We start from the raw sequence: 21,629 nt of genomic DNA, 5'->3' as shown, positions 1-21,629 counted from the left end.
TGGAACTGTCAGGAGCGGCGCTCCAACAGATCAGCCGCTAATTGTAGCAAAGCCGAACGGTACAGATTTTCCGGAAGCGTTTGTGCTGCTTCCATGGCGCGACGAGCCTCTGTCATGGCGCTTGATCGGGCGGCCTCAAGGGCTCCCGTTTCACGAATGATGTTCAGAATGGCGTCCATGTGTTCCACGTCGCCCTCAATGATGGCGGACTGCAGCAGTTGCTGCTGTTCCGGTGAGGCCTTTTTGAGTGCGCAGATGATGGGGAGGGTTACTTTCCCTTCCCTCAAGTCGTCGCCCAGGTTCTTGCCCAGCTCATGCGCGTCGCCTTCATAGTCCAGAACATCGTCAATCACTTGGAACGCGGTCCCGAGGGCCTGGCCATACACGGCGCACGCGTCTTCGACTTCCTCGGTAGCACCCGCCAAAATGGGCGCCAGCCGGGCGCTTGCCTCAAAGAGCTTGGCCGTCTTTGATCGGATGACGCGGAGGTAGGCGGCCTCGTCGAGCGACGGGTCGTGCATGTTCACCAGTTGCTGCACTTCCCCTTCTGCAATGACGTTGGTTGCTTCGGACAGCACTTCCATGACCCGCATGTTGTTCACGTCCACCATCATCTGGAACGCGCGGGAGTACAGGAAGTCGCCCACCAGCACGCTGGGTGCGTTTCCGAACCGCTCATTGGCGGTTGCCCGACCTCTGCGCAAGGTGGACTCGTCGACCACATCGTCATGCAGAAGGGTTGCGGTATGGATGAACTCCACCACGGCCGCCAGGGTGTGCCGGTGTGGGTGGGCGCTGCCCAGGGCGCCGCTGATGAGCAGGAGCAGTGCAGGGCGCAATCGCTTGCCCCCTGCAGAAATGATGTACTGCGACACTTCCTTGACCAGAGGCACCTCGGAGGTGAGGCGATCGTTGATCACCAGATCAACGGCTCTCATGTCCAGCCGAATCAGGTCGAGAGGCGAGTCGTTGGAGGGGCTGGCTGGTGTCAAGATCGGCTACCGCGGTTCGGCTGAGTGGAGTGCGCGGATTATAGGAACCGGGGAAGAGGCGCCTAACAGGCGCGCCGTGTCCGTGTGGCGGCTCTACGTGCAGTCGGTGAAGGACAAAAGGTGGTGCTTCCGCCTAGCGGCTGGCGGTGCTATAATCTACGGTTCGGCGGAAGTCCGTCTGCCGGATGCCAGGCAAATCCCTGCTGGCAAAAACTTCATGAGGTTCCTATGTACGCGGTCATAAAAACCGGTGGCAAGCAATATCGCGTTGCTGCTGGCGAAAAAATCAAAGTAGAACAGATTGCTGCGGAAGTGGGCCAGGAAATCGTGATCGACCAGGTTCTGGCTGTCGGCAATGGCAGCGAACTCAAGGTTGGCACCCCCCTGGTCTCTGGCGCAACAGTCAAGGCCACCGTGGTGGCACACGGTCGGCACGACAAGGTCCGCATCTTCAAGATGCGCCGTCGCAAGCACTACCAGAAGCGCCAAGGTCATCGTCAGAATTTCACCGAGCTGCAGATCGCTGCGATCGCTGCCTGAGGAGTAGTTTGAAATGGCACAGAAAAAAGGCGGCGGCTCTACGCGAAACGGGCGTGATTCCAAGCCCAAGATGCTCGGCGTGAAGGCCTTCGGTGGCGAACTGGTGAGCGCCGGTTCCATCATCGTGCGCCAGCGCGGTACCAAGTTCCACCCTGGCACGAATGTCGGAGTGGGCAAGGACCATACCCTGTTCGCTACTGTGGACGGGCATGTGACCTTCGCAACCAAGGGTGCACTGAACCGCCAGACCGTGAGCATCACGCCGGTGTGATGCGGTGGCCCTCCCGGGCCGCTGACTGGATGGCAGCATCCTGTGGAAAGGCCCGCCGTTCGCGGGCCTTTTTTGTTTGATTTCTCGGAAGCGCTGATCATGAAATTTGTGGACGAAGCCACGATCGATGTCGCCGCAGGCGATGGCGGCAACGGCTGCGCGTCGTTCCGGCATGAGAAGTACAAGGAGTTCGGCGGACCGGACGGTGGAGATGGCGGGCGCGGCGGTCACGTTTATGCACTGGCCGATGCCAGTCTGAACACCTTGGTGGACTTCCGCTACACGCGACGTTTCGAAGCACAGCGTGGCGAGCACGGCAAGGGATCCGACATGTTTGGCGTCAAGGGGGATGACATCATCCTCAAGATGCCCGTGGGCACCATCATCTCTGACGCTGAGACGGGTGAGGTGCTGTTTGAGTTGCTCCAGCCGGGTGAGCAAATCACCATTGCCAAAGGCGGTGATGGCGGCTTTGGCAACATGCACTACAAGAGTTCCACCAACCGGGCGCCGAGACAAAAAACACCCGGATGGCCGGGTGAGCGGCGCACGCTCAAGCTGGAGCTCAAGGTTTTGGCGGATGTCGGTTTGCTGGGCATGCCCAACGCGGGCAAATCGACGCTGATCGCCGCCATTTCGAATGCACGGCCGAAGATTGCTGACTACCCTTTCACCACGCTCCATCCCAACCTCGGTGTGGTGCGCGTAGGGCCGGAGAAGAGTTTCGTGGTGGCCGACGTGCCGGGCCTGATCGAAGGGGCTTCCGAAGGCGCTGGGCTCGGGCACCAGTTCTTGCGCCACCTTCAGCGCACCCGGCTCTTGCTGCATCTCGTGGACGTGGCGCCGTTCGACGAGACTGTTGATCCAGTCCAGCAGGCCAAGGCCATTGCGGCCGAACTCAAGAAGTTCGACCCGGCGCTGTACGCCAAGCCTCGATGGCTGGTGCTCAACAAGCTGGACATGGTGCCGGTGGAAGAGCGGGAATCCCGGGTGAACGACATCGTCAAGCGTCTGAAGCACAAGGGTCCGGTGTTCGAGATCTCCGCGCTCACCCGCGAAGGCTGCGAGTTGCTGGTGCAGAAGATTTATGCACACATCGCCAAGGTTCACGAAGACGCCCAGGCCCCTGCCGTGGTGGACCCACGCTTCGCTGGCAGTGACCCGCAACCCGATTGACGTAACACCGATACAAGCATGGCAGACGTGGGAAGCTTCGTGACCGCTCCTATCAATGACAACAGCGGCGTTCCGCCCGTTGTGAAATCCGCGCGGCGCATTGTGGTGAAAGTGGGGTCCAGCCTGGTTACGAACGAAGGGCGGGGACTGGACGAGGCGGCCATCGGCCACTGGAGTCAGCAGCTGGCGGCTTTGGTACAAAGCGGGCGCGAGCTGATCATGGTCAGCAGCGGGGCGGTGGCCGAGGGCATGAAGCGCCTGGGCTGGACCAGCCGTCCAAAAGAAATCAACGAACTGCAGGCCGCGGCGGCCGTCGGGCAGATGGGTCTGGTGCAGATGTACGAGACCAAGCTTCGCGAATGTGGTGTGGGCAGTGCCCAGGTGTTGCTGACGCATGCCGACCTGGCCGATCGCGAACGCTACCTGAATGCGCGTTCCACGCTTCTGACCTTGCTGCAGCTCGGCGTGGTCCCGGTGATCAACGAAAACGACACGGTGGTCAACGATGAGATCAAGTTCGGTGACAACGACACGCTGGGTGCCTTGGTGGCCAATCTGGTCGAGGCGGATGTGCTGGTCATCCTGACGGACCAGAAGGGGCTCTACACCGCCGATCCTCGTCGCGATCCATCAGCGACCTTTGTGCATGTGGCTCGGGCGGGTGATCCGCAACTGGAGGCGATGGCCGGCGGTGCTGGCTCAGGCATCGGCAAAGGCGGCATGATCACCAAGATACTGGCGGCCAAGCGTGCGGCGGGCTCGGGCGCGTCCACCGTGATCGCTTGGGGGCGTGAGCCGCGCGTCTTGCAGCGCCTCTGCGAAGGGGAGGCCATCGGCACCTGTCTGGTGGCCCAGACCGCCAAGCAGCAGGCACGCAAGCAATGGATGGCGGACCACCTGCAGATGCGGGGTTCGGTGGTCGTGGACTCCGGTGCAGTTGAAAAAATCGTGGGAGAGGGCAAGAGCCTGCTGCCCATCGGCATGACGGGCGTCGAGGGGGATTTCTCGCGCGGCGACGTGATTGCGGTGCGCGGGCCGGATGGTGCGGAAATCGCACGTGGTCTCTCGAATTACGCCAGCCCGGAAGCGCGTTTGCTCTGTCGCCGCTCGTCGGCGGATTTCGAGCGGTTGCTGGGATACGCCGCCGAGCCGGAGATGATCCACCGGGACAACCTGGTGCTCACGCGCAGCTGAATCTGCGCCGCCGCGCCGCAGTTTCAATCCAGACAGGGGCGCGGTTGTGCCTGGGGATCCGGATCGAAGCTGGCGCCAGGGGGCAGTTCCATGCCGCCCGGACATATGCGAGACACGGCGTGCGGCGTCTGTTCCTCGGCGGAGCGTTGCGGCCGACCGCCCGCTCGCAGGTAGCGGTTGCGGTGGTCGTTCTTGGGCAGGTAACGGGCCAGTTCGGTCAGGGCCATTTCGTATACGCCGCGCTTGAACTCGACTACCACGTCCAGCGGAACCCAGTAGTCGTGCCAGCGCCAAGCATCGAACTCGGGATGGTCGGTGGCGCGCAGGTTCAGATTCCAGTCATGCGCGACGAGACGCAGCAGATACCAGATCTGTTTCTGGCCTTTGTAATGACCGCGCGCATCCCTGCGGATGAACCGGTCTGGCACTTCGTAGCGCAACCAGTCCCGCGTGCGGGCCACGATGCTCACGTGCTCGGGCTTGAGACCCACCTCTTCGTGCAGCTCCCGGTACATGGCCTGTTCGGGGGTTTCACCCCGATCAATGCCGCCCTGCGGAAACTGCCAGGAGTGAGAGCGAATGCGCTTGCCCCAGAACACCTGGTTTCGCTGGTTGAGCAGAATGATGCCGACATTGGGCCTGAAGCCTTCTCTGTCAAGCATAATCAACCCCAAATTTTTGAACTGTCTGGATTATGCATCGCGCATGACAAATTGCGTACCAAATGCGATGCGGCATCGGCCCAACGCCGGGTAAACACCGACCGACGGAGCCCCTGTTCTCCAGCCTCATTCCGATCACACTCCCAGCCTTTGTCCACCTTGGTGGCGGTTTCCCCATGAAAGCTTCCCAGTTCCTCATCACCACCCTGAAAGAAGCCCCTGCCGATGCGGAGGTGGTGAGCCACCAGCTCATGACCCGCGCCGGCATGGTCCGCAAGCTGGGCGCCGGCATCTACAACTACATGCCCATGGGCCTGCGCGTGATCCAGAAGGTGGAAGCCATCGTGCGCGAGGAAATGAACCGCGCCGGTGCGGTCGAGATGACCATGCCGGTGGTGCAGCCGGCCGAGCTCTGGCAGGAGACGGGCCGCTTCGAGAAGATGGGGCCGGAACTGCTGCGCATCCAGGACCGGCACGAGCGCGACTACGTCATCCAGCCGACCAGCGAAGAGGTGGTCACCGACGTGGCGCGCCAGGAGCTGCGCAGCTACAAGCAGCTCCCCAAGAACCTGTACCAGATCCAGACCAAGTTCCGCGACGAGCGACGTCCGCGTTTCGGGCTGATGCGAGGTCGCGAGTTCATCATGAAGGACGCGTACTCCTTCGACCGCGACGAGGCGGGCGCCAAGGCCAGCTACCAGGCCATGGCCGCTGCCTATCGCCGCATCTTCGACCGCTTTGGCCTGAAGTACCGTGCGGTGGCGGCCGACAGCGGTGCCATCGGCGGTGACTTGAGCGAGGAGTTCCAGGTGATCGCCGCCACGGGCGAGGATGCCATCGTCTACTGCCCGAACAGCGACTACGCCGCCAACATGGAAAAGGCCGAGGCCTTGGCGCCGGCCGGTCCGCGGCCTGCGCCCGCCAACCCGATGGTGAAGACGCCCACGCCGGGCAAGAGCACCTGCGCCGACGTGGCGCAGTACCTGGGCGTGCCGCTGTCGACCACGATCAAGTCGCTCGTGCTGGCCACCGACGAACTCAACGAGGCCGGAGAAGTGGTCAAGAGCCAGGTCTGGCTGCTGCTGCTGCGGGGCGACCATGACATGAACGAGGTCAAGGTGGGCAAGGTGCCTGGTCTGGACAAGGGCTTCCGCTTCGCCAGCATTCCCGAGATCGACGCGCATTTCGGCTGCAAGCCGGGTTATCTGGGCCCGGTCGGCCTGAAGAAGCCTTTGAAGATCGTTGCCGACCGTGAGGTGGCGGTGATGGCCGACTGGATCTGCGGCTCCAACGAGCCGGACTTCCACACCACGGGCGTGAACTGGGGCCGCGACCTGTCCGAGCCCGATCTGGTGGCCGATCTGCGCAACGTGGTCGAGGGCGACCCCTCGCCCGACGGCAAGGGCGCGCTGGCCATCGAGCGCGGCATCGAGGTGGGCCATGTGTTCTACCTGGGCACCAAGTACAGCAAGGCCATGAACGCAACCTTTCTGGACACCGATGGCAAGCCCAAGCATTTCGAGATGGGCTGCTACGGCATCGGCATCACGCGGCTACCGGCAGCGGCCATCGAACAGAACCACGATGAGCGCGGCATCGTCTGGCCCGACGCCATCGCGCCGTTCACGGTGGTGGTCTGCCCGGTGGGGGCGGACCGCAGCGAGGCCGTCAAGGCCGCGGCCGACGAACTCTACGCCGGCCTGCTGGCGGCGGGTGTGGACGTGATCCTGGACGACCGGGGCGAGCGCCCGGGTGCGATGTTCGCGGACTGGGAACTGGTCGGCGTGCCGCACCGCGTGACCATCGGCGACCGGGGGCTCAAGGAAGGCATGGTCGAGTACCAGCACCGCCGCGACGCCGCGGCCACCAAGGTGCCGGCGGCCGAGGCGCTGGCCTACGTCCGGGGGCGCCTGGGCGCGTGAGACCGCGGGTGATGGACCGCCGCCAGTGGCTGGCTCGTGCGGCGGCCTTCGGCTCGACCGGCTGGCTGGGCACCGGTTGGGTGCATGCGGGCGGGCAGGTGGAAGAGCCCCTGGCCGATTCGGTGCGCACGGCGCTCAGCTCGGCCATTGCCAACAGCGCGCCGCCGGTGCCCGAGTTCACCGACACCGACAAGCGCCTGGCCTACCTGCGCTGGCTTGGGGCGATGAGCGAGCGGCTCAAGAAGCGCAAACCGGATTTCCAGACCCGCATCGAGTTTCTCCAGACTGTCTGGTACGAGACCCGACGCGCCGGCCTGGACACGACCATGGTGATGGGTCTGATCCAGGTCGAGAGCGCGTTCCGCAAGTTTGCGATCTCGCGCGTCGGCGCCCGTGGCTACATGCAGATCATGCCGTTCTGGTCGCGACTGATCGGCGACGGCGACCCGGGCAGGCTGTTCCACATGCAGACCAACATCCGCTTCGGCTGCGTCATCCTGCGCCACTACCTGGACCGCGAGCGCGGCGACACCTTCATGGCACTGGGGCGCTACAACGGCAGCCGGGGGCGCGCCGAATACCCCAACGCGGTGTACGCCGCGGCGAGGCAGTGGTTGCCTCCGGCCGCCTGAGCACCAGGACGCTCACTGCAGGAAACCGATCCGCGCCTTGCCACTGCCCGCTTTGGGCAGATCCGCAGCTTCCACGGTGAAACGGTCCGCCAGCCGGGCGTTCCCGAATGCCGTGACCAGCGCGCGCCGCATTTCCCGGGGTGCCAGGGTGGCAAGCAGGTCCAGCACGTCGTCGGCGGGCTCAGGATCGAAGCGCTTGCCCCAGTCGTGTTCACCGCGGATGCTGTCGTAGAGATGGGCGGCGATGCGGCGTGCCGCTTCGGGTGAGGGCGGCTGGATCTCGAACACGTTCATGCGGTTGAGAATCGGGTCGGGGATGCTGCGCTCGTCGTTGGCCGTGGTGATCCAGATCACCTGGCTGGCATCGATCGGCACCTCGGCGAACTCGTCGACGAAGTTCTGCGCGGTGTCGTGTTCCAGCAGGCCGTACAGCGCCCCGAGCGGGTCGTACTGTGCGTCGGCCGCCGCCTTGTCGATCTCGTCGACCACGATCACCGGGTTGGCGTACTGGCCGTCCACCAGGGCCTCGAACACCTTGCCCGGCTTGGCGCCTTTCCACTGCGAGGACGAACCCGACAGCAGCCAGCCGGCCGTCATGCTGCTCATTGGCACCAGGCTCATGCCGGTGCCCAGCAGGTCGGCGATCTGCTTGGCAAAGTGGGTCTTGCCCACACCCGGCGGGCCGAGCAGGAGGATGGGCGTGACCTCCAGGCTGTCGTGGCTGTCTTGGCTGAGCGCCACATGGCGCTTGACGTCGTCCAGTACCTCGGTGAAGTTGGGCAGGAGCTCGTAGAGGGGGGCCATGTCGGGCACGCCCGAGGGCTTGACCGCGAAACGCTGCGGGCCGCGTTCGAGCATGCGCTGCCAGGTGTTGCGCAGGCCTTCGTATTCGCGCTCATTGCCGCTGGCCTGCAGGTGGGCGAGCTTGCGTTCGACCGCGTCGGCGTCGAACACGCTGCGCATCCGGGCGATGGGCAGTCCGAGGGTGGGGGAAGCGACCAGGCTGCAAGAGCTCATTCGGTTCTCCTTGAAGGTTCAGCGACGCGTTCATTCAAGCACAAGACGTGCCCACCCGTAACGCAGGAAGAACCCTGAAAAACCGGGGCTTCCCGAGCGATGAGACCAAAGTATGCAAAGCCTCACGCCGTCAGGCATCCCAGAAAGCACAAAGCCGCCCGAAGGCGGCTTGTGTGCGGGCGCGAGCGGCGATGCTCAGGCCTGGCCGCTGATGGTCTTCTGCAGCTCGCCCGACTCGTACATCTCCATCATGATGTCCGAGCCGCCAATGAACTCACCCTTGACGTAGAGCTGGGGGATGGTGGGCCAGTTGCTGTATTCCTTGATGCCCTGGCGGATGCCGTCGTCTTCGAGCACATTGACGGTCTTGAGCGCCTTGGTGTCCACGCCGCAGGCCTTGAGGATCTGGATGGCGCGGCCCGAGAAACCGCACATGGGGAAGCTGGCGCTGCCCTTCATGAACAGCACGATGTCGTTGGATTTGACCAGTTGGTCGATCTGGGTCTGCACGTCGCTCATGGGGGGGTCCTGTCGGTTCGTTGAAGGGTGTCCGGAACGCTCCGGCCAATGGCTGAATTATCGCGCGCCAGGCCAGCGGCCGCCGCTGCAACGTTCAATGCCTGACAGGTCGGTGCGGCTGCCGACGTCCTGAAAGCCCTGCGCCACCAGCAGTGCCCGCACCGCGGCGGCTTGGTCGTGCCCGTGTTCCAGCAGCAGCCAGCCGCCAGGACACAGGGCGCCTGGCGCCTGCGTGGCGATCTGGCGGATGTCGTCCAGCCCGTCGGGGCCGGCGGTCAGCGCGCTGATGGGTTCGTGGGTGAGGGCGGTGAGGTGAGGGTCCCCCTCTGCGATGTAGGGTGGGTTGCTGGCGATGACGTGAAAGCGCTCGCCCGCAACAGGGGTCAGCCAGGCGCCCTGGGCGAAGCGCACCGGCAGGTTCAGTGTGTGCGCATTGGTCCGGGCGACGGCGAGCGCATCGGCGCTGGCGTCGGTGGCGGTGACCTGTGCGTCGGGGCGGCGGCTGGCGACGCTGAGCGCGATGGCGCCGCTGCCGGTGCCCAGGTCCAGCAGGCGGGGCGCACCGCCGCCGGGCGGGGGCAGGGCGTCCAGGGCCCATTCCACCAGCACCTCGGTGTCCGGGCGCGGGACCAGCACGCGCGCATCCACCCGCAGCGTCAGGCCGGCAAACTCTTTTTCGCCCAGCAGGTAGGCCACCGGCTCGCCCTGTTGCCGCCGTTGCAGCAGCCCGGTCCAACGGGCCGCGGCTTCGGCGGGCAGCGGGTCGCTGTCGTGCGCGATCAGCCAGGCGCGCCCGTGCGGCGAGCGGCCCAGTGCGTGCAGCAGCAGCATCTGAGCGTCCAACCGGTCCAGGCCGGCGGCCGCGGCTTGCCGCAGGGCATCGGTCAGCGTGCTCATCAGCTGTTCTGCTGCTCCAGGTCGGCCAGCAGCTCCGCCCCGCGCGCCACCTGCAGCGCGTGGACCACGTCGCCCAGGTCGCCCTCCATCACCTGCAGCAGCTTGTAGAGCGTGAGGTTGATGCGATGGTCGGTCAGGCGGCCCTGCGGGAAGTTGTAGGTGCGGATGCGGTCGCTGCGGTCGCCGCTGCCCACCAGGCCCTTGCGGGTGGCGGCTTCCTTGGCGGCACGTTCGCTGCGCTCCTTTTCCTGGATGCGCGCCTGCAGCACCTGCAGCGCCTTGGCCTTGTTGCTGTGCTGGCTGCGGCCGTCCTGGCACTCGGCCACGATGCCGGTGGGCAGGTGCACCACGCGCACGGCCGAGTCGGTCTTGTTGATGTGCTGGCCACCGGCGCCGCTGGCGCGGAAGGTGTCGATGCGCAGGTCGGCCGGGTTGAGCTTGACGGCCTCGGTCTCGTCGGGCTCGGGCATCACGGCCACGGTGGCGGCGCTGGTGTGGATGCGGCCCTGCGTTTCGGTGGCGGGTACGCGCTGCACGCGGTGGCCGCCCGATTCGAAGCGCAGTTGGCCGTAGACGTTCGTCCCCGGGCCGCGGCCGGCGATGCGCAACACCACCTCCTTGTAGCCGCCGAGTTCGCTGGGCGACTCGCTCACGATCTCGGTGGTCCAGCCCTGGCTGTCGGCGTAGCGGGTGTACATGCGCGCCAGATCGCCCGCGAACAGGGCCGACTCGTCACCGCCGGTGCCGGCGCGGATTTCGACGAAGGCCGGGCGTTCGTCGTCCGGGTCCTTGGGCAGGAGCAGGTGCTGCAACTCGGCGTCCAGCCGTTCGAGGTCGGCTCGGGCGGCGTCGATTTCCTCCTGTGCCATCTCGGCCATGTCGGGGTCGGCCAGCATCTCCTGGGCGGCGGTCAGATCGGCCTCGCGCTGCTGGTGGCGGTTGAAGGCCTCGACGATCACCGAGGCGTCGGCGTGCTCGCGGCTGAGGGTGCGGAAGCGCTCCAGGTCGTTCACCACGTCGGGGGCGGAGAGCAGGGCGTCCAGCTCGTGCAGGCGGGCTTTCTGGCGCAGCAGGGTGTCGCGGACGAAGGGTTTCATGCGGAAGCGGAAAAAGGCGACGGCGGGAGGGCATGCACGGGGCCGACGGACCGTGCCCGGGGCGCACCGGCCGGTGCGCGGTCGGCGCCGCTAGGACTTCTCGCGCAGGAACAGGCGCGAGACGGTCTGCGCCGTGGCGGCGCGGGTCTCGGCGTCGCCCGCGTGCAGCTCGGCCAGGGTGCCGTGCAACATCTTCTGCGTCAGACCTTTGGAGAGGGCCTCCAGCACGGCCTCGACCGGCTCGCCCCGGGCCAGCAGCTTCTTGGCGCGTGCCAGTTCGGCGGCGCGCCAGGCGTCGGCCTGGGCATTGATCTGCTGGATCAGAGGCACCACGCCGCCCTTGGCCGGATCGCGCTGGTCCAGCCAGTGCATGAAGCTGAGCACGCCTGCGTCGATGATGGCTTCGGCCTGTGCGACGGCGGCCTGGCGGTTTTCCTTGCCGGTCTGCACCACGCTGGCCAGGTCGTCCACCGTGTAGAGGTAGACGTCGGACAGGCCTTTGACCTCGATCTCGATGTCGCGCGGCACGGCCAGGTCGACCATGAACATGGGGCGGTGCTTGCGCTTCTTGAGCGCGCGTTCCACCGCGCCCAGGCCGATGATCGGCAGGGTGCTGGCGGTGCAGCTGACCACGGCGTCGAACTCGTGCAGGCGCTCGGGGATGTCGGCCAGGCGCAGGACCTGGGCGCCGAAGCGGCCGGCCAGGGCCTCGCCGCGTTCCAGCGTGCGGTTGGCGATCGCCATGCTCTTGGGCGTCTTGGCCGCGAAGTGAGTGGCCGCCAGTTCGATCATCTCGCCAGCGCCGACGAACAGCACCTTGATGTCCTTGAGGTCTTCGAACAGCTGGCTGGCCAGGCGCACGGCGGCGGCGGTCATGCTGATCGAATGGGCGCCGATTTCGGTCGAGGTGCGCACCTGCTTGGCCACGGCGAAGGAGCGCTGGAACAGCTGGTGCAGTGTGGTGCCCAGGGCGCCGGCCTCGTCGGCGGCGCGCACCGCGTCCTTCATCTGGCCCAGGATCTGGGCCTCCCCCAGCACCATGCTGTCGAGCCCGCTGGCGACACGGAAGGCGTGGCGCGCGGCCTCGCCTTCGCGCAGGATGTAGGCGTGGTCCTTGAGCACATGGGTGCTGACGCCGCCGGTCTGGGCCAGCCACTCCAGCGTGGGTTCCACGGCCGACTGTTCGCCCGCGGCGTACAGCTCCGTGCGGTTGCAGGTGGACAGCAGGGTGGCCTCGGGCTGGCGGGCCAGACTGCTGCGGTAGCCGTGCAGCGTGGGCTGGATCTGGTCGAGCGCGAACGCGAAACGGCCCCGCAGATCAAGCGGAGCCGTGTGGTGGTTGATGCCGAGCGCCCAGACAGACATGGCCGCGATTATAAAATTCGCCGCCGCGGACGGACGCCTTCATATTCATGTCATTTCTGGCCCTGATCACTCACCTTGCCAACTTCGCTGCCCCGGCCGTCGGGCTGGCGGTCATGCTGTGGGGCCTGCCGCGGATCTGGCCCAAGGCGCGCGCAGGGCGCTGGGGTGCGCGCCGGGAACTGGTGGCGCTGTGCGCCCTCGGTGTGGGTGTGCTGCTGGCGGGCCTGATCGTGTTCGGCCGCGACGGCAAGATGCTGACCTATGCCGCACTCGTGCTGGCCCAGGGTTCGCTGGGCTGGTGGTTGCGCCAGCGCTGACCGGGCCGCAGAAGGTCAGTCGGGCGCGAACAGGTCGACCCGGTCGGTGATCAGGCCGTCGATGCCCAGCGCCCAGAGACGCTCGGCCGAGACCGGTTCGTTGACGGTGTAGGCCAGGGCACGCATGCCGCTGCCGTGCACCGCGGCCATCACCTCCACATCCCAGAGCACCTGGTCGCAGACCACGGCCACGCAGCCGAGCTGCCGGGCCACGTCCAGCCAGCCGTCCCACAGCGTCTCCAGCAGCAAGCCACGGGGAAGCGGCGCCACGGCGGCCTGGGCGCCGGCCAGCGCCTCCGGCTGGAACGAGGTCAGCAGCGGCGGGACCGGGGCGCCCTCCCAGAGTCGCGCCGCCTCCCGCGCCACCACCCGCCCGGTCTCTTCTTCCAGACCGGGTGTGGGCTTGATTTCGATGTTGAGCAGGCAGGCGTTGGCACGGCAGAAGCGCGCCACACCCTCCAGCGTGGGCAGGCGCTCGCCCGCGTACTGGCGCGAGTGCCAGCTGCCGGCGTCGCGCAGGCTCAGTTCGGCCCATGCGTGGTCACCGGCGAGGCCCTGGCCGTCGGTGGTTCGGTCCAGCGTGTCGTCGTGCAGCAGGAACACCACGCCGTCGGCGCTGAGCTTGGCGTCGCACTCGGCCATGCGGTAGCCGTGCTGCGCGCCCAGACGGAACGCGGCCAGGGTGTTTTCCGGGGCCAACTGGCCGGCGCCCCGGTGGGCGATCCAGCGCGGGTAGGGCCAGGGGGTGGGGGAGTGATTCACAGGCGTGCTCCTGTCGCCCGGTCGAACCAGTGCAGCCTGTCTTCGCGGGGGCGCGCCACCACGGTGCTGCCGACCTCGGGTGCACCCTGGTCCTCGTGGGTGCGGATGATCAGCGCCTCGTCGCCCAGGCGGGTGTGGATCAGGCGCTCGGCGCCGAGCATCTCCACCGTCTCGACCCGCAGGCTCCAGCCCTCGGGCGCGAGATCGATGTGCTCGGGGCGGATGCCCAGGGTGCGGCCAGGCTGCCCGCCCGGCGCGTTCTCCAGCAGGTTCATCGGCGGCGATCCCATGAAGCTGGCGACGAAGGTGGTGGCGGGGCGGGAGTAGACCTCTTCGGGCGTGCCGAACTGCTCCATGCGGCCGGCGTTCATCACGATCATGCGCTCGGCCAGCGTCATCGCCTCGACCTGGTCGTGGGTGACGAAGAGCGAGGTGATGCCCAGTTCGCGGTGCAGCTTCTGGATCTCCAGCCGGGTCTGGGCGCGCAGCTTGGCATCCAGGTTGGACAGCGGTTCGTCGAACAGGAACACCTGGGGCTGGCGCACGATGGCACGGCCCATGGCGACGCGCTGGCGCTGTCCGCCCGAGAGCTGGCGCGGCTTGCGGTCCAGCAGGTGACCCAGCTCCAGGATCGCCGCGGCCTTGTCCACGCGCTGCCGGATCTCGGCGGCCGGCAGCTTCTTGATCTTCAGCCCGTAGGCCATGTTCTCGAACACGCTCATGTGCGGGTAGAGCGCGTAGTTCTGGAACACCATGGCGATGTCGCGGTCGGCGGGTTCGAGCTGGTTGACCACGCGCTCGCCGATGCGGATCTCGCCACCGCTGACCTCTTCAAGCCCGGCGACCATGCGCAGCAGCGTGGACTTGCCGCAGCCCGAGGGGCCGACGATGACGATGAACTCGCCGTCCGCAATCTCGGCATTGACGCCATGAATCACCTGCAGCGACTGCTTGCCCTGGTGGTATTGCTTGACGACGTTTCGGAAGGAGAGAGAGGCCATGAGGGTGCTTATTTTTCGGTGTCGACCAGGCCCTTGACGAACCACTTCTGCATGAGGATCACGACCAGCGCCGGCGGGATCATCGCCAGCATGGCGGTGGCCATGACCACGTTCCATTCGGTGTAGGCCTCGCCGGAGATCAGGCGCTTGATGCCCAGCACCACCGGGTACATGCTCTCGTCGGTGGTCACCAGCAGAGGCCAGAGGTACTGGTTCCAGCCATAGATGAACTGGATCACGAACAGCGCCGCAATGGACGTGGCGGACATGGGCAGCAGGATGTCCTTGAAGAAGCGCATCGGCCCGGCACCGTCCACGCGCGCCGCCTCCACCAGCTCGTCCGGCACGGTGAGGAAGAACTGGCGGAACAGGAAGGTGGCCGTGGCCGAGGCGATCAGCGGCACGGTGAGGCCGGCGTAGGTGTTGAGCATGCCCAGGCTGGCCACCACCTCGTAGGTGGGGCCGATGCGCACCTCCACCGGCAGCATCAGGGTCACGAAGATCATCCAGAACACCAGGTTGCGCAGCGGAAACCGGAAGTACACGATGGCAAAGGCCGAGAGCAGCGAAATCGCGATCTTGCCGATGGCAATCACCAGTGCGCTGACCAGGCTCACCAGCATCATCGGACCGCCGGCGGCAAAGGTGCTGCCCAGGCTGGTCTTGCCGCCGAAGAGGGCCAGGCGGTAGGTTTCCAGAAAGTGCGAGCCCGGCACGAGCGACATCGGACGACTCTGGGCGATCTGCTCAGCGGTCTGGGTGGACCCCACCAGCGTGAGGTAGACCGGGAAGGCCACGATGGCCACGCCGAGGATGAGCACGGCATGGGCCACGAAGTCGAGGACGGGGCGGCGTTCAATCATGGGCGTGCCTCAATACTGCACCTTGCGCTCGACATAGCGGAACTGCACCACCGTCAGCGCGATCACGATGACCATCAGGATCACCGACTGGGCCGCCGAGCCGCCCATGTCCAGCGCCTTGAAGCCGTCGTAGTAGACCTTGTAGACCAGGATGGCGGTGTCCTTGCCGGGGCCGCCCTGCGTGGCCGCGTCGACGATGGCGAAGGTGTCGAAGAAGGCATACACCACGTTGATCACCAGCAGGAAGAAGGTGGTGGGCGAGAGCAGCGGGAACACGATGGTCCAGAAGCGCCGGGCGGGCGAGGCGCCATCGATGGCCGCGGCCTCGATCAGCGACTTGGGGATGGACTGCAGGCCTGCCAGGAAGAACAGGAAGTTGTAGGAGATCTGCTTCCAGACCGCCGCCATCACGATCAGGGCCATGGCGTGTTCGCTCTTGAGCAGGTGGTTCCACTCGATGCCCACGAACTGCAGCGCGTAGGCCACGATGCCCATGGGCGATGCGAACATGAACACCCACAGCACGCCCGCCACGGCGGGCGCCACCGCGTAGGGCCAGATCAGCAGGGTCTTGTAGACGCCGGCGCCCCGGACCACGCGGTCCGCCATCACCGCCAGCAGCAGCGCGATGCTCAGTCCGCACACGGCGACCAGCACCGAGAACAGCGCGGTGATCTTGAACGAGGCCAGGTAGGTGTCGTCTTCCCAGAGCCGCTGGAAGTTCTGCAGGCCGACGAACTCGGTCGAGGTGCCAAAGGCGTCCTGCTGGAGCAGGCTCTGGAACAGCGCCTGGGCGGCCGGCCAGAAAAAGAACACCAGCACGATGACCAGCTGCGGCGCCACGAGCAGCCAGGGCAGCCAGGAGGATCGGAATCGGACGCGTTTTTCCATGGGGGCCGGGAGGTTGGCAACCCCACCCGCAAGTCGGTCCTGCGGGTGGTGCGTTCAGTAGGGACGGATGCAGGCAGGGACGGATGGCCTGCGGGCGCTCACATCTTGCCCTGATTGGCCTTCTGGAAGCGCTCCAGCTGCTCGTTGCCGCGGGTCACGGCCGCGTCGAGGGCCTCCTTGGCGCCCTTCTTGCCGGCCCACACCTGCTCCAGTTCCTCGTCGTTGATGGTGCGGATCTGAACGAAGTTGCCCAGGCGGATGCCGCGCGACTTGTCGGTGGTCTTGCGGATCATCTGGGTCACCGACACGTCGGTGCCCGGGTTCTGTTTGTAGAAGCCGCTCTTGTCGGTCAGCTCGAACGAGGCGACGGTGACGGGCAGGTAACCGGTGCGCTGGTGGCTTTTGGCGGCCTCTTCGGGCTTGGAGAGGTGGGCGAAGAACTGGGCCACGCCCTTGTACTCCTCCGCCTTCTTGCCCGACATCACCCAGAGACTGGCCCCGCCGATCACCGTGTTCTGCGGCGCGCCGGCCACGTCGGGGTAGTAGGGCAGGGTACCGATGCCGGCCGCGAACTTGCTGTTGCGCTTGATGTTGCCGTACAGGGCCGACGAGCCGGTCATCATGGCGCACTCGCCCGAGACGAACACCGCATCGGCGGCGTTCCCGCGGCCCTTGTAGACGAACAGGCCGGTCCGGGCCATGTTGGCCAGGTTCTCGATGTGGCGCACGTGCAGCGGGGTGTTGAAGGTCAGGCGGGCGTCGATGCCGCGCATGCCGTTGCCCTTGGTGGCGAACTCGGTGTTGTGCCAGGCCGAGAAGCTCTCCAGCTGGGTCCAGCTGATCCAGCTGGTGGTGAAGGGGCACTTGTGGCCACTGGCCTTGAGCTTGCCCGCGGCGAGGGCCACCTCGGGCCAGGTCTTGGGCGGATTCTCCGGATCCAGGCCGGCCGCCTTGAAGGCGTCCTTGTTGTAGTGGAAGACCGGGGTCGAGCTGTTGAACGGAAAGCTGAGCATCTGTCCATTGGGCGCCGTGTAGTAGCCCGCCACCGCGGGGACATAGGCCGCCGGATCAAATTTCACGCCTGCGTCGCCCATGACCTTGCCCACCGGCACGATGGCGCCCTTGCTGGCCATCATGGTCGCGGTGCCGACCTCGAACACCTGGAGGATGTGCGGAGCATTGCCGGAACGGAAGGCGGCGATGGCGGCAGTCATGGACTCGTCATAGCTGCCCTTGAAAGTGGGGACCACCTTGTACTGGGTCTGGCTGGCGTTGAAGTCCTTGGCCAGGTCGTTGACCCACTCGCCCAACGCGCCGCCCATCGAATGCCACCACTGGATCTCGGTCTGCGCCTGGGCGTTGCTGCTGAAGCCGAGCACACACAGGGCGGCGGCGAGTGTCGAGAGGTGTTGGCGCATGGGCATGGTGGATCTCCTTCAGTGGGGGGATGGCTGTGATGACACAAAACAAGCCAGCCTAGGCAACGGATGTGACGAACCCATTGCAGCTGTCTTTCCGAAGGGTGACAACAGGGGCTTTCCATGAGTCGGTGTCGCGCATGTTGCGCTGCGGTACCATCCTTGGTTCAGCTCCGTTTGCTGGCCCATTTCCCTCATGAACGCCCCCACGCCGCTTCCGCTTCTGGAAACCGCCGCAGACGAATCGCCCCGTTTGCGCGAGATCCCCTACAACTACACGTCTTTCTCGGATCGTGAAATCGTGATGCGGTTGTTGGGCTCCCCAGCCTGGACGCTGCTGGACGAACTGCGTGGCGAGCGGCGCACCGGCCGTTCCGCCCGCATGCTGTACGAGGTGCTGGGCGACATCTGGGTCGTGCAGCGCAATCCCTACCTGCAGGACGATCTGCTGGACAACCCCAAGCGCCGCGCGGCGCTGGTGGATGCCCTGCACCACCGCCTGGGCGAGGTGCAGAAGCGCCGCACGCCGCAGGATGACCGGGTGCGTGACGAGTCGGTGGGCCAGTTGCTGGAAGCTGCCAAGGGGGCGGTCGAGTCGTTTGCCCGGTCGTTTGAAGAAATGGCGGCGCTGCGCCAGCGCACGAACAAGGTGCTGCGCAAGCTCACGGCCAAAGACAACATCAAGTTCGACGGCCTCTCGCGCGTGTCGCACGTGACCGATGCGACCGACTGGCGCGTGGAATACCCGTTCGTCGTGCTCACACCCGATACCGAGGCCGAGATGGCGCACCTGGTCAAGGGCTGCGTGGAGCTCGGCCTGACCATCATCCCGCGGGGGGGTGGCACCGGCTACACCGGTGGCGCGATCCCGCTGACCTGGAAGAGTGTGGTCATCAACACCGAAAAGCTCGAAGCCATGACCGAGGTGGAGCACATCCGCATCGGCGGGCACGAGCAGCCGGTGGCCACCGTGTGGACCGAGGCCGGTGTGGTGACGCAGCGTGTGGCCGATGCGGCCGAGCGAGCGGGCTATGTGTTCGCGGTGGACCCGACCTCGGCCGAAGCCTCCTGCGTGGGCGGCAACATCGCCATGAACGCCGGTGGCAAAAAGGCCGTGCTCTGGGGCACGGCGCTGGACAACCTGGTGAGCTGGCGCATGGTCACTCCCCAAGCCGAGTGGCTGGAGGTCACCCGCCTCGACCACAACCTGGGCAAGATCCATGACGCCGAGGTCGCCAGCTTCGAACTGAAGTACTTCGCGGCCGATGGCAAGACGCCCCTGCGCACCGAGCAGCTCGTGATCCCGGGCAAGACCTTCCGCAAGGAAGGCCTGGGCAAGGACGTGACGGACAAGTTCCTCAGCGGCTTGCCGGGCATCCAGAAAGAGGGCTGCGACGGCCTGATCACCAGCGGCCGCTGGGTGGTGCACCGCATGCCCGAACACACCCGCACCGTGTGCCTGGAGTTCTTCGGCAACCCCAAGGACGGCGTGCCCTCGATCGTCGAGATCAAGGACTTCATGTTCGCCGAACAGAAGCGCAGCGGCACCCTGCTGGCCGGCCTGGAACACCTGGACGACCGCTACCTCAAGGCGGTGGGCTACGCGACCAAGAGCAAGCGCGGCACCCTGCCCAAGATGGTGCTGATCGGCGATATCGTCGGTGATAACGCCGACGCTGTGGCGCGCGCCACCAGCGAGGTGATCCGCCTGGCCAACGGCCGCAGCGGCGAGGGCTTCATCGCCATCAGCGCCGAGGCGCGCAAGAAGTTCTGGCTCGACCGCAAGCGCACGGCCGCCATCAGCAAGCACACCAACGCCTTCAAGATCAACGAGGACGTGGTGATTCCGCTGCCGCGCATGGGCGAGTACACCCTGGGCATCGAGCGCATCAACATCGAACTCTCGCTGCGCAACAAGCTCAAGCTGTGCGAGGCGCTGGAGGCCTTCTTTGCCCGGGGCAACCTGCCACTGGGCAAAACCGACGACGCCAACGAGATTCCCAGCGCCGAACTGCTGGAAGACCGCGTGCAGCAGGCGCTGGCCCTGGTGCGCGAGGTGCGCGCGCTGTGGGCCGGCTGGCTGCGCGACGTGGAAACCCTGTTCCCGCAGCTGCAGGACCACTCGCTGCGTGCGAGCTGGAAGACGCAGATTCGTGCGCCGCTGCAGCAGATCTTCACCGGCGCCGCCTTCGGCCCCATCCTCGCGGAGTGCAACGCGATCCACAAGCGCGTGCTCAAGGGGCGCGTCTGGGTGGCGCTGCACATGCACGCGGGCGATGGCAACGTGCACACCAACATCCCGGTCAACAGCGACGACTACGAGATGCTGCAAACCGCGCACGAGGCGGTGGCCCGCATCATGGTGCTGGCGCGCAGTCTGGACGGCGTGATCTCGGGCGAACACGGCATCGGCATCACCAAGCTGGAGTTCCTGACCGACGACGAGCTGAACCCGTTTGCCGAGTACAAGGCCAAGGTCGACCCCGAGGGCCGCTTCAACAAGGGCAAGCTGTTGCGCGGTGCGGCGCACCAGGCGCTGATGGCGCAGGACGCGAGCGTGCGCCAGTCCGACCTGGCCAACGCCTACACGCCGTCCTTCGGCCTGATGGGCCATGAGTCGCTGATCATGCAGCAGAGCGACATCGGCGCCATCGCCGATTCGGTCAAGGACTGCCTGCGCTGCGGCAAGTGCAAGCCGGTCTGCGCCACGCACGTGCCGCGCGCCAACCTGCTCTACAGCCCGCGCAACAAGATCCTGGCGACCTCGCTGCTGATCGAGGCCTTCCTGTACGAAGAGCAGACCCGCCGCGGCATCAGCATCAAGCACTGGGAAGAATTCGAAGATGTGGCCGACCACTGCACGGTGTGCCACAAGTGCCTCTCGCCCTGCCCGGTGAAGATCGACTTCGGCGACGTGTCGATGAACATGCGCAACCTGCTGCGCAAGATGGGCCAGAAGAGCTTCCGCCCGGGCAACGCGGCGGCCATGTTCTTCCTGAACGCGACCAACCCCGAGACCATCAAGTTCATGCGCTCGGCCATGGTGGACGTGGGCTTCAAGGCCCAGCGACTGGCCAACAACCTGCTCAAGCCCGCCGCCAGGGCGCAGACCAGCGCGCCGCCCGCCACCCTGGGTACGGCGCCGGTCAAGGAGCAGGTGATCCACTTCATCAACAAGAAAATGCCGGGTGGCCTGCCGAAGAAGACGGCGCGCGCGCTGCTGGACATCGAGGACAAGGACTACGTTCCGATCATCCGCAATCCCCAGGTCACCACAGCCGAGACGGAGGCGGTGTTCTACTTCCCCGGCTGTGGTTCGGAACGCCTGTTCAGCCAGGTCGGCCTGGCCACCCAGGCCATGCTCTGGCACGCGGGCGTGCAGACCGTGTTGCCGCCGGGGTACCTGTGCTGCGGCTACCCGCAGCGCGGCTCGGGCCAGTACGACAAGGCCGAGAAGATGATCACCGACAACCGGGTGCTGTTCCACCGCGTGGCCAACACGCTGAACTACCTGGACATCAAGACGGTGGTGGTCTCCTGCGGCACCTGCTACGACCAGCTCGCGGGCTACGAGTTCGAGAAGATTTTCCCGGGCTGCCGCATCATCGACATCCACGAGTACCTGCTGGAGAAAGGCATCACGCTGCCGGCCGGGCAGGGCGGCTACCTGTACCACGACCCCTGCCACAGCCCGATGAAGCTGCAGGACCCGATGAAGACCGTCAAGGCCCTGGTCGGTGATGGCGTGGTCAAGAGCGAACGCTGCTGCGGCGAGAGCGGCACGCTGGGCGTGAGCCGGCCCGACATCTCGACCCAGATCCGCTTCCGCAAGGAAGAGGAGATCCGCAAGGGAGAAGCCGCCCTGCGCGCGGCGGGCACGGTGGGCGAGAAGGCCAACATCAAGATGCTGACTTCGTGCCCGAGCTGCCTGCAGGGCCTGTCGCGTTACACCGACGACCTGCAGAACGGCCTGCTGGAGGCCGACTACATCGTGGTCGAGATGGCGCGCCAGATCCTGGGCGAGAACTGGTTGCCGGCCTATGTCGAAAAAGCCAACCAGGGCGGCATCGAACGCGTGCTGGTCTGAACGGAG

20 protein-coding genes are annotated in these 21,629 nt (G+C 65.9%); 8 read left to right on the top strand and 12 right to left on the bottom strand.

Going from position 1 to position 21,629, the window contains the following annotated elements; genetic code table 11:
• Positions 1-8: 8 nt before the first annotated feature.
• Positions 9-938, bottom strand: a complete 930-nt coding sequence (locus RCO38_RS03525) for a polyprenyl synthetase family protein (protein WP_308326907.1) — start codon at positions 936-938, stop codon at positions 9-11.
• A 282-nt stretch (positions 939-1,220) separates the two neighbouring features.
• On the opposite strand from RCO38_RS03525, the gene rplU reads away from it, so the two are divergent.
• From rplU to proB, 4 genes are all read left to right on the top strand, one after another.
• Positions 1,221-1,532: a 50S ribosomal protein L21 gene (gene rplU / locus RCO38_RS03520; RefSeq protein WP_066152961.1), complete on the top strand. Its 312-nt coding sequence runs from the start codon at positions 1,221-1,223 to the stop codon at positions 1,530-1,532.
• Between the two features lie 13 nt (positions 1,533-1,545).
• The gene (gene rpmA, locus RCO38_RS03515; RefSeq protein ID WP_308326906.1) at positions 1,546-1,803 is read left to right on the top strand and encodes a 50S ribosomal protein L27; all 258 of its coding nucleotides are present in this window, start codon (positions 1,546-1,548) and stop codon (positions 1,801-1,803) included.
• 99 nt (positions 1,804-1,902) lie between these two features.
• Entirely contained in the window at positions 1,903-2,979 is a 1,077-nt protein-coding gene (gene cgtA / locus RCO38_RS03510; RefSeq protein ID WP_308326905.1) for an Obg family GTPase CgtA, read from the top strand.
• 18 nt (positions 2,980-2,997) lie between these two features.
• The gene (gene proB, locus RCO38_RS03505) at positions 2,998-4,173 is read left to right on the top strand and encodes a glutamate 5-kinase (protein ID WP_308326904.1); all 1,176 of its coding nucleotides are present in this window, start codon (positions 2,998-3,000) and stop codon (positions 4,171-4,173) included.
• Between the two features lie 23 nt (positions 4,174-4,196).
• Here proB and RCO38_RS03500 read toward each other — a convergent pair whose 3' ends face one another.
• Positions 4,197-4,835, bottom strand: a complete 639-nt coding sequence (locus tag RCO38_RS03500) for an RNA pyrophosphohydrolase (RefSeq protein ID WP_308326903.1) — start codon at positions 4,833-4,835, stop codon at positions 4,197-4,199.
• A 176-nt stretch (positions 4,836-5,011) separates the two neighbouring features.
• On the opposite strand from RCO38_RS03500, the gene RCO38_RS03495 reads away from it, so the two are divergent.
• Together RCO38_RS03495 and RCO38_RS03490 are read left to right on the top strand one after the other, a co-directional pair.
• On the top strand, positions 5,012-6,757 hold the full coding sequence (locus tag RCO38_RS03495) for a proline--tRNA ligase (RefSeq protein WP_308326902.1): 1,746 nt from the start codon (positions 5,012-5,014) through the stop codon (positions 6,755-6,757).
• Positions 6,758-6,768: 11 nt separating this feature from the next.
• Positions 6,769-7,389: a lytic transglycosylase domain-containing protein gene (locus RCO38_RS03490; RefSeq protein ID WP_308326901.1), complete on the top strand. Its 621-nt coding sequence runs from the start codon at positions 6,769-6,771 to the stop codon at positions 7,387-7,389.
• Positions 7,390-7,401: 12 nt separating this feature from the next.
• On the opposite strand, the gene RCO38_RS03485 is transcribed toward RCO38_RS03490, so the two are convergent.
• From RCO38_RS03485 to hemA, 5 genes are all read right to left on the bottom strand, one after another.
• Complete coding sequence (locus RCO38_RS03485; RefSeq protein ID WP_308326900.1) at positions 7,402-8,406, bottom strand: AAA family ATPase; 1,005 nt, start codon at positions 8,404-8,406, stop codon at positions 7,402-7,404.
• A gap of 195 nt (positions 8,407-8,601) precedes the next feature.
• Positions 8,602-8,925 (bottom strand): Grx4 family monothiol glutaredoxin, encoded by a 324-nt coding sequence (gene grxD, locus RCO38_RS03480; protein ID WP_066152991.1) that lies wholly within the window; start codon positions 8,923-8,925, stop codon positions 8,602-8,604.
• A 57-nt stretch (positions 8,926-8,982) separates the two neighbouring features.
• Complete coding sequence (gene prmC, locus RCO38_RS03475) at positions 8,983-9,822, bottom strand: peptide chain release factor N(5)-glutamine methyltransferase (protein WP_308326898.1); 840 nt, start codon at positions 9,820-9,822, stop codon at positions 8,983-8,985.
• Positions 9,822-10,919 (bottom strand): peptide chain release factor 1, encoded by a 1,098-nt coding sequence (gene prfA, locus RCO38_RS03470; RefSeq protein WP_308326897.1) that lies wholly within the window; start codon positions 10,917-10,919, stop codon positions 9,822-9,824. Before prfA ends, prmC begins: the two co-directional genes overlap by 1 nt.
• A gap of 90 nt (positions 10,920-11,009) precedes the next feature.
• Positions 11,010-12,284: a glutamyl-tRNA reductase gene (gene hemA / locus RCO38_RS03465; RefSeq protein ID WP_308326896.1), complete on the bottom strand. Its 1,275-nt coding sequence runs from the start codon at positions 12,282-12,284 to the stop codon at positions 11,010-11,012.
• Positions 12,285-12,331: 47 nt separating this feature from the next.
• Here hemA and RCO38_RS03460 point away from each other — a divergent pair, with 47 nt between their 5' ends.
• Positions 12,332-12,601 (top strand): hypothetical protein, encoded by a 270-nt coding sequence (locus RCO38_RS03460; protein ID WP_308326895.1) that lies wholly within the window; start codon positions 12,332-12,334, stop codon positions 12,599-12,601.
• A gap of 15 nt (positions 12,602-12,616) precedes the next feature.
• Here RCO38_RS03460 and ugpQ read toward each other — a convergent pair whose 3' ends face one another.
• The 5 genes from ugpQ to ugpB form a co-directional block, all read right to left on the bottom strand.
• Complete coding sequence (ugpQ, locus tag RCO38_RS03455) at positions 12,617-13,363, bottom strand: glycerophosphodiester phosphodiesterase (RefSeq protein WP_308326894.1); 747 nt, start codon at positions 13,361-13,363, stop codon at positions 12,617-12,619.
• Positions 13,360-14,364, bottom strand: coding sequence for a sn-glycerol-3-phosphate import ATP-binding protein UgpC (locus RCO38_RS03450; protein ID WP_308326893.1), 1,005 nt, complete (start codon positions 14,362-14,364; stop codon positions 13,360-13,362). The genes ugpQ and RCO38_RS03450 overlap by 4 nt, the downstream gene beginning before the upstream one ends.
• 8 nt (positions 14,365-14,372) lie before the next feature.
• Positions 14,373-15,227 carry a sn-glycerol-3-phosphate ABC transporter permease UgpE gene (ugpE, locus tag RCO38_RS03445; RefSeq protein WP_308326892.1) on the bottom strand — a complete coding sequence of 285 codons (855 nt, stop codon included), beginning with the start codon at positions 15,225-15,227 and terminating at the stop codon, positions 14,373-14,375.
• A 9-nt stretch (positions 15,228-15,236) separates the two neighbouring features.
• Positions 15,237-16,118, bottom strand: coding sequence for a sn-glycerol-3-phosphate ABC transporter permease UgpA (ugpA, locus tag RCO38_RS03440; protein WP_308326891.1), 882 nt, complete (start codon positions 16,116-16,118; stop codon positions 15,237-15,239).
• Positions 16,119-16,216: 98 nt separating this feature from the next.
• A complete protein-coding gene (gene ugpB, locus RCO38_RS03435) occupies positions 16,217-17,536 on the bottom strand; it encodes a sn-glycerol-3-phosphate ABC transporter substrate-binding protein UgpB (protein WP_374694515.1) in 1,320 nt (439 codons plus the stop codon).
• Positions 17,537-17,732: 196 nt separating this feature from the next.
• On the opposite strand from ugpB, the gene RCO38_RS03430 reads away from it, so the two are divergent.
• Positions 17,733-21,623 (top strand): FAD/FMN-binding oxidoreductase, encoded by a 3,891-nt coding sequence (locus RCO38_RS03430; protein WP_308326889.1) that lies wholly within the window; start codon positions 17,733-17,735, stop codon positions 21,621-21,623.
• Positions 21,624-21,629: the final 6 nt, after the last annotated feature.

The organism is Hydrogenophaga pseudoflava, assembly GCF_031020795.1.
Lineage (GTDB): Bacteria > Pseudomonadota > Gammaproteobacteria > Burkholderiales > Burkholderiaceae_C > Hydrogenophaga > Hydrogenophaga pseudoflava_A.
Note: the sequence above shows the minus strand (reverse complement) of the source record. Positions and strands in the feature narration are given on the sequence as shown.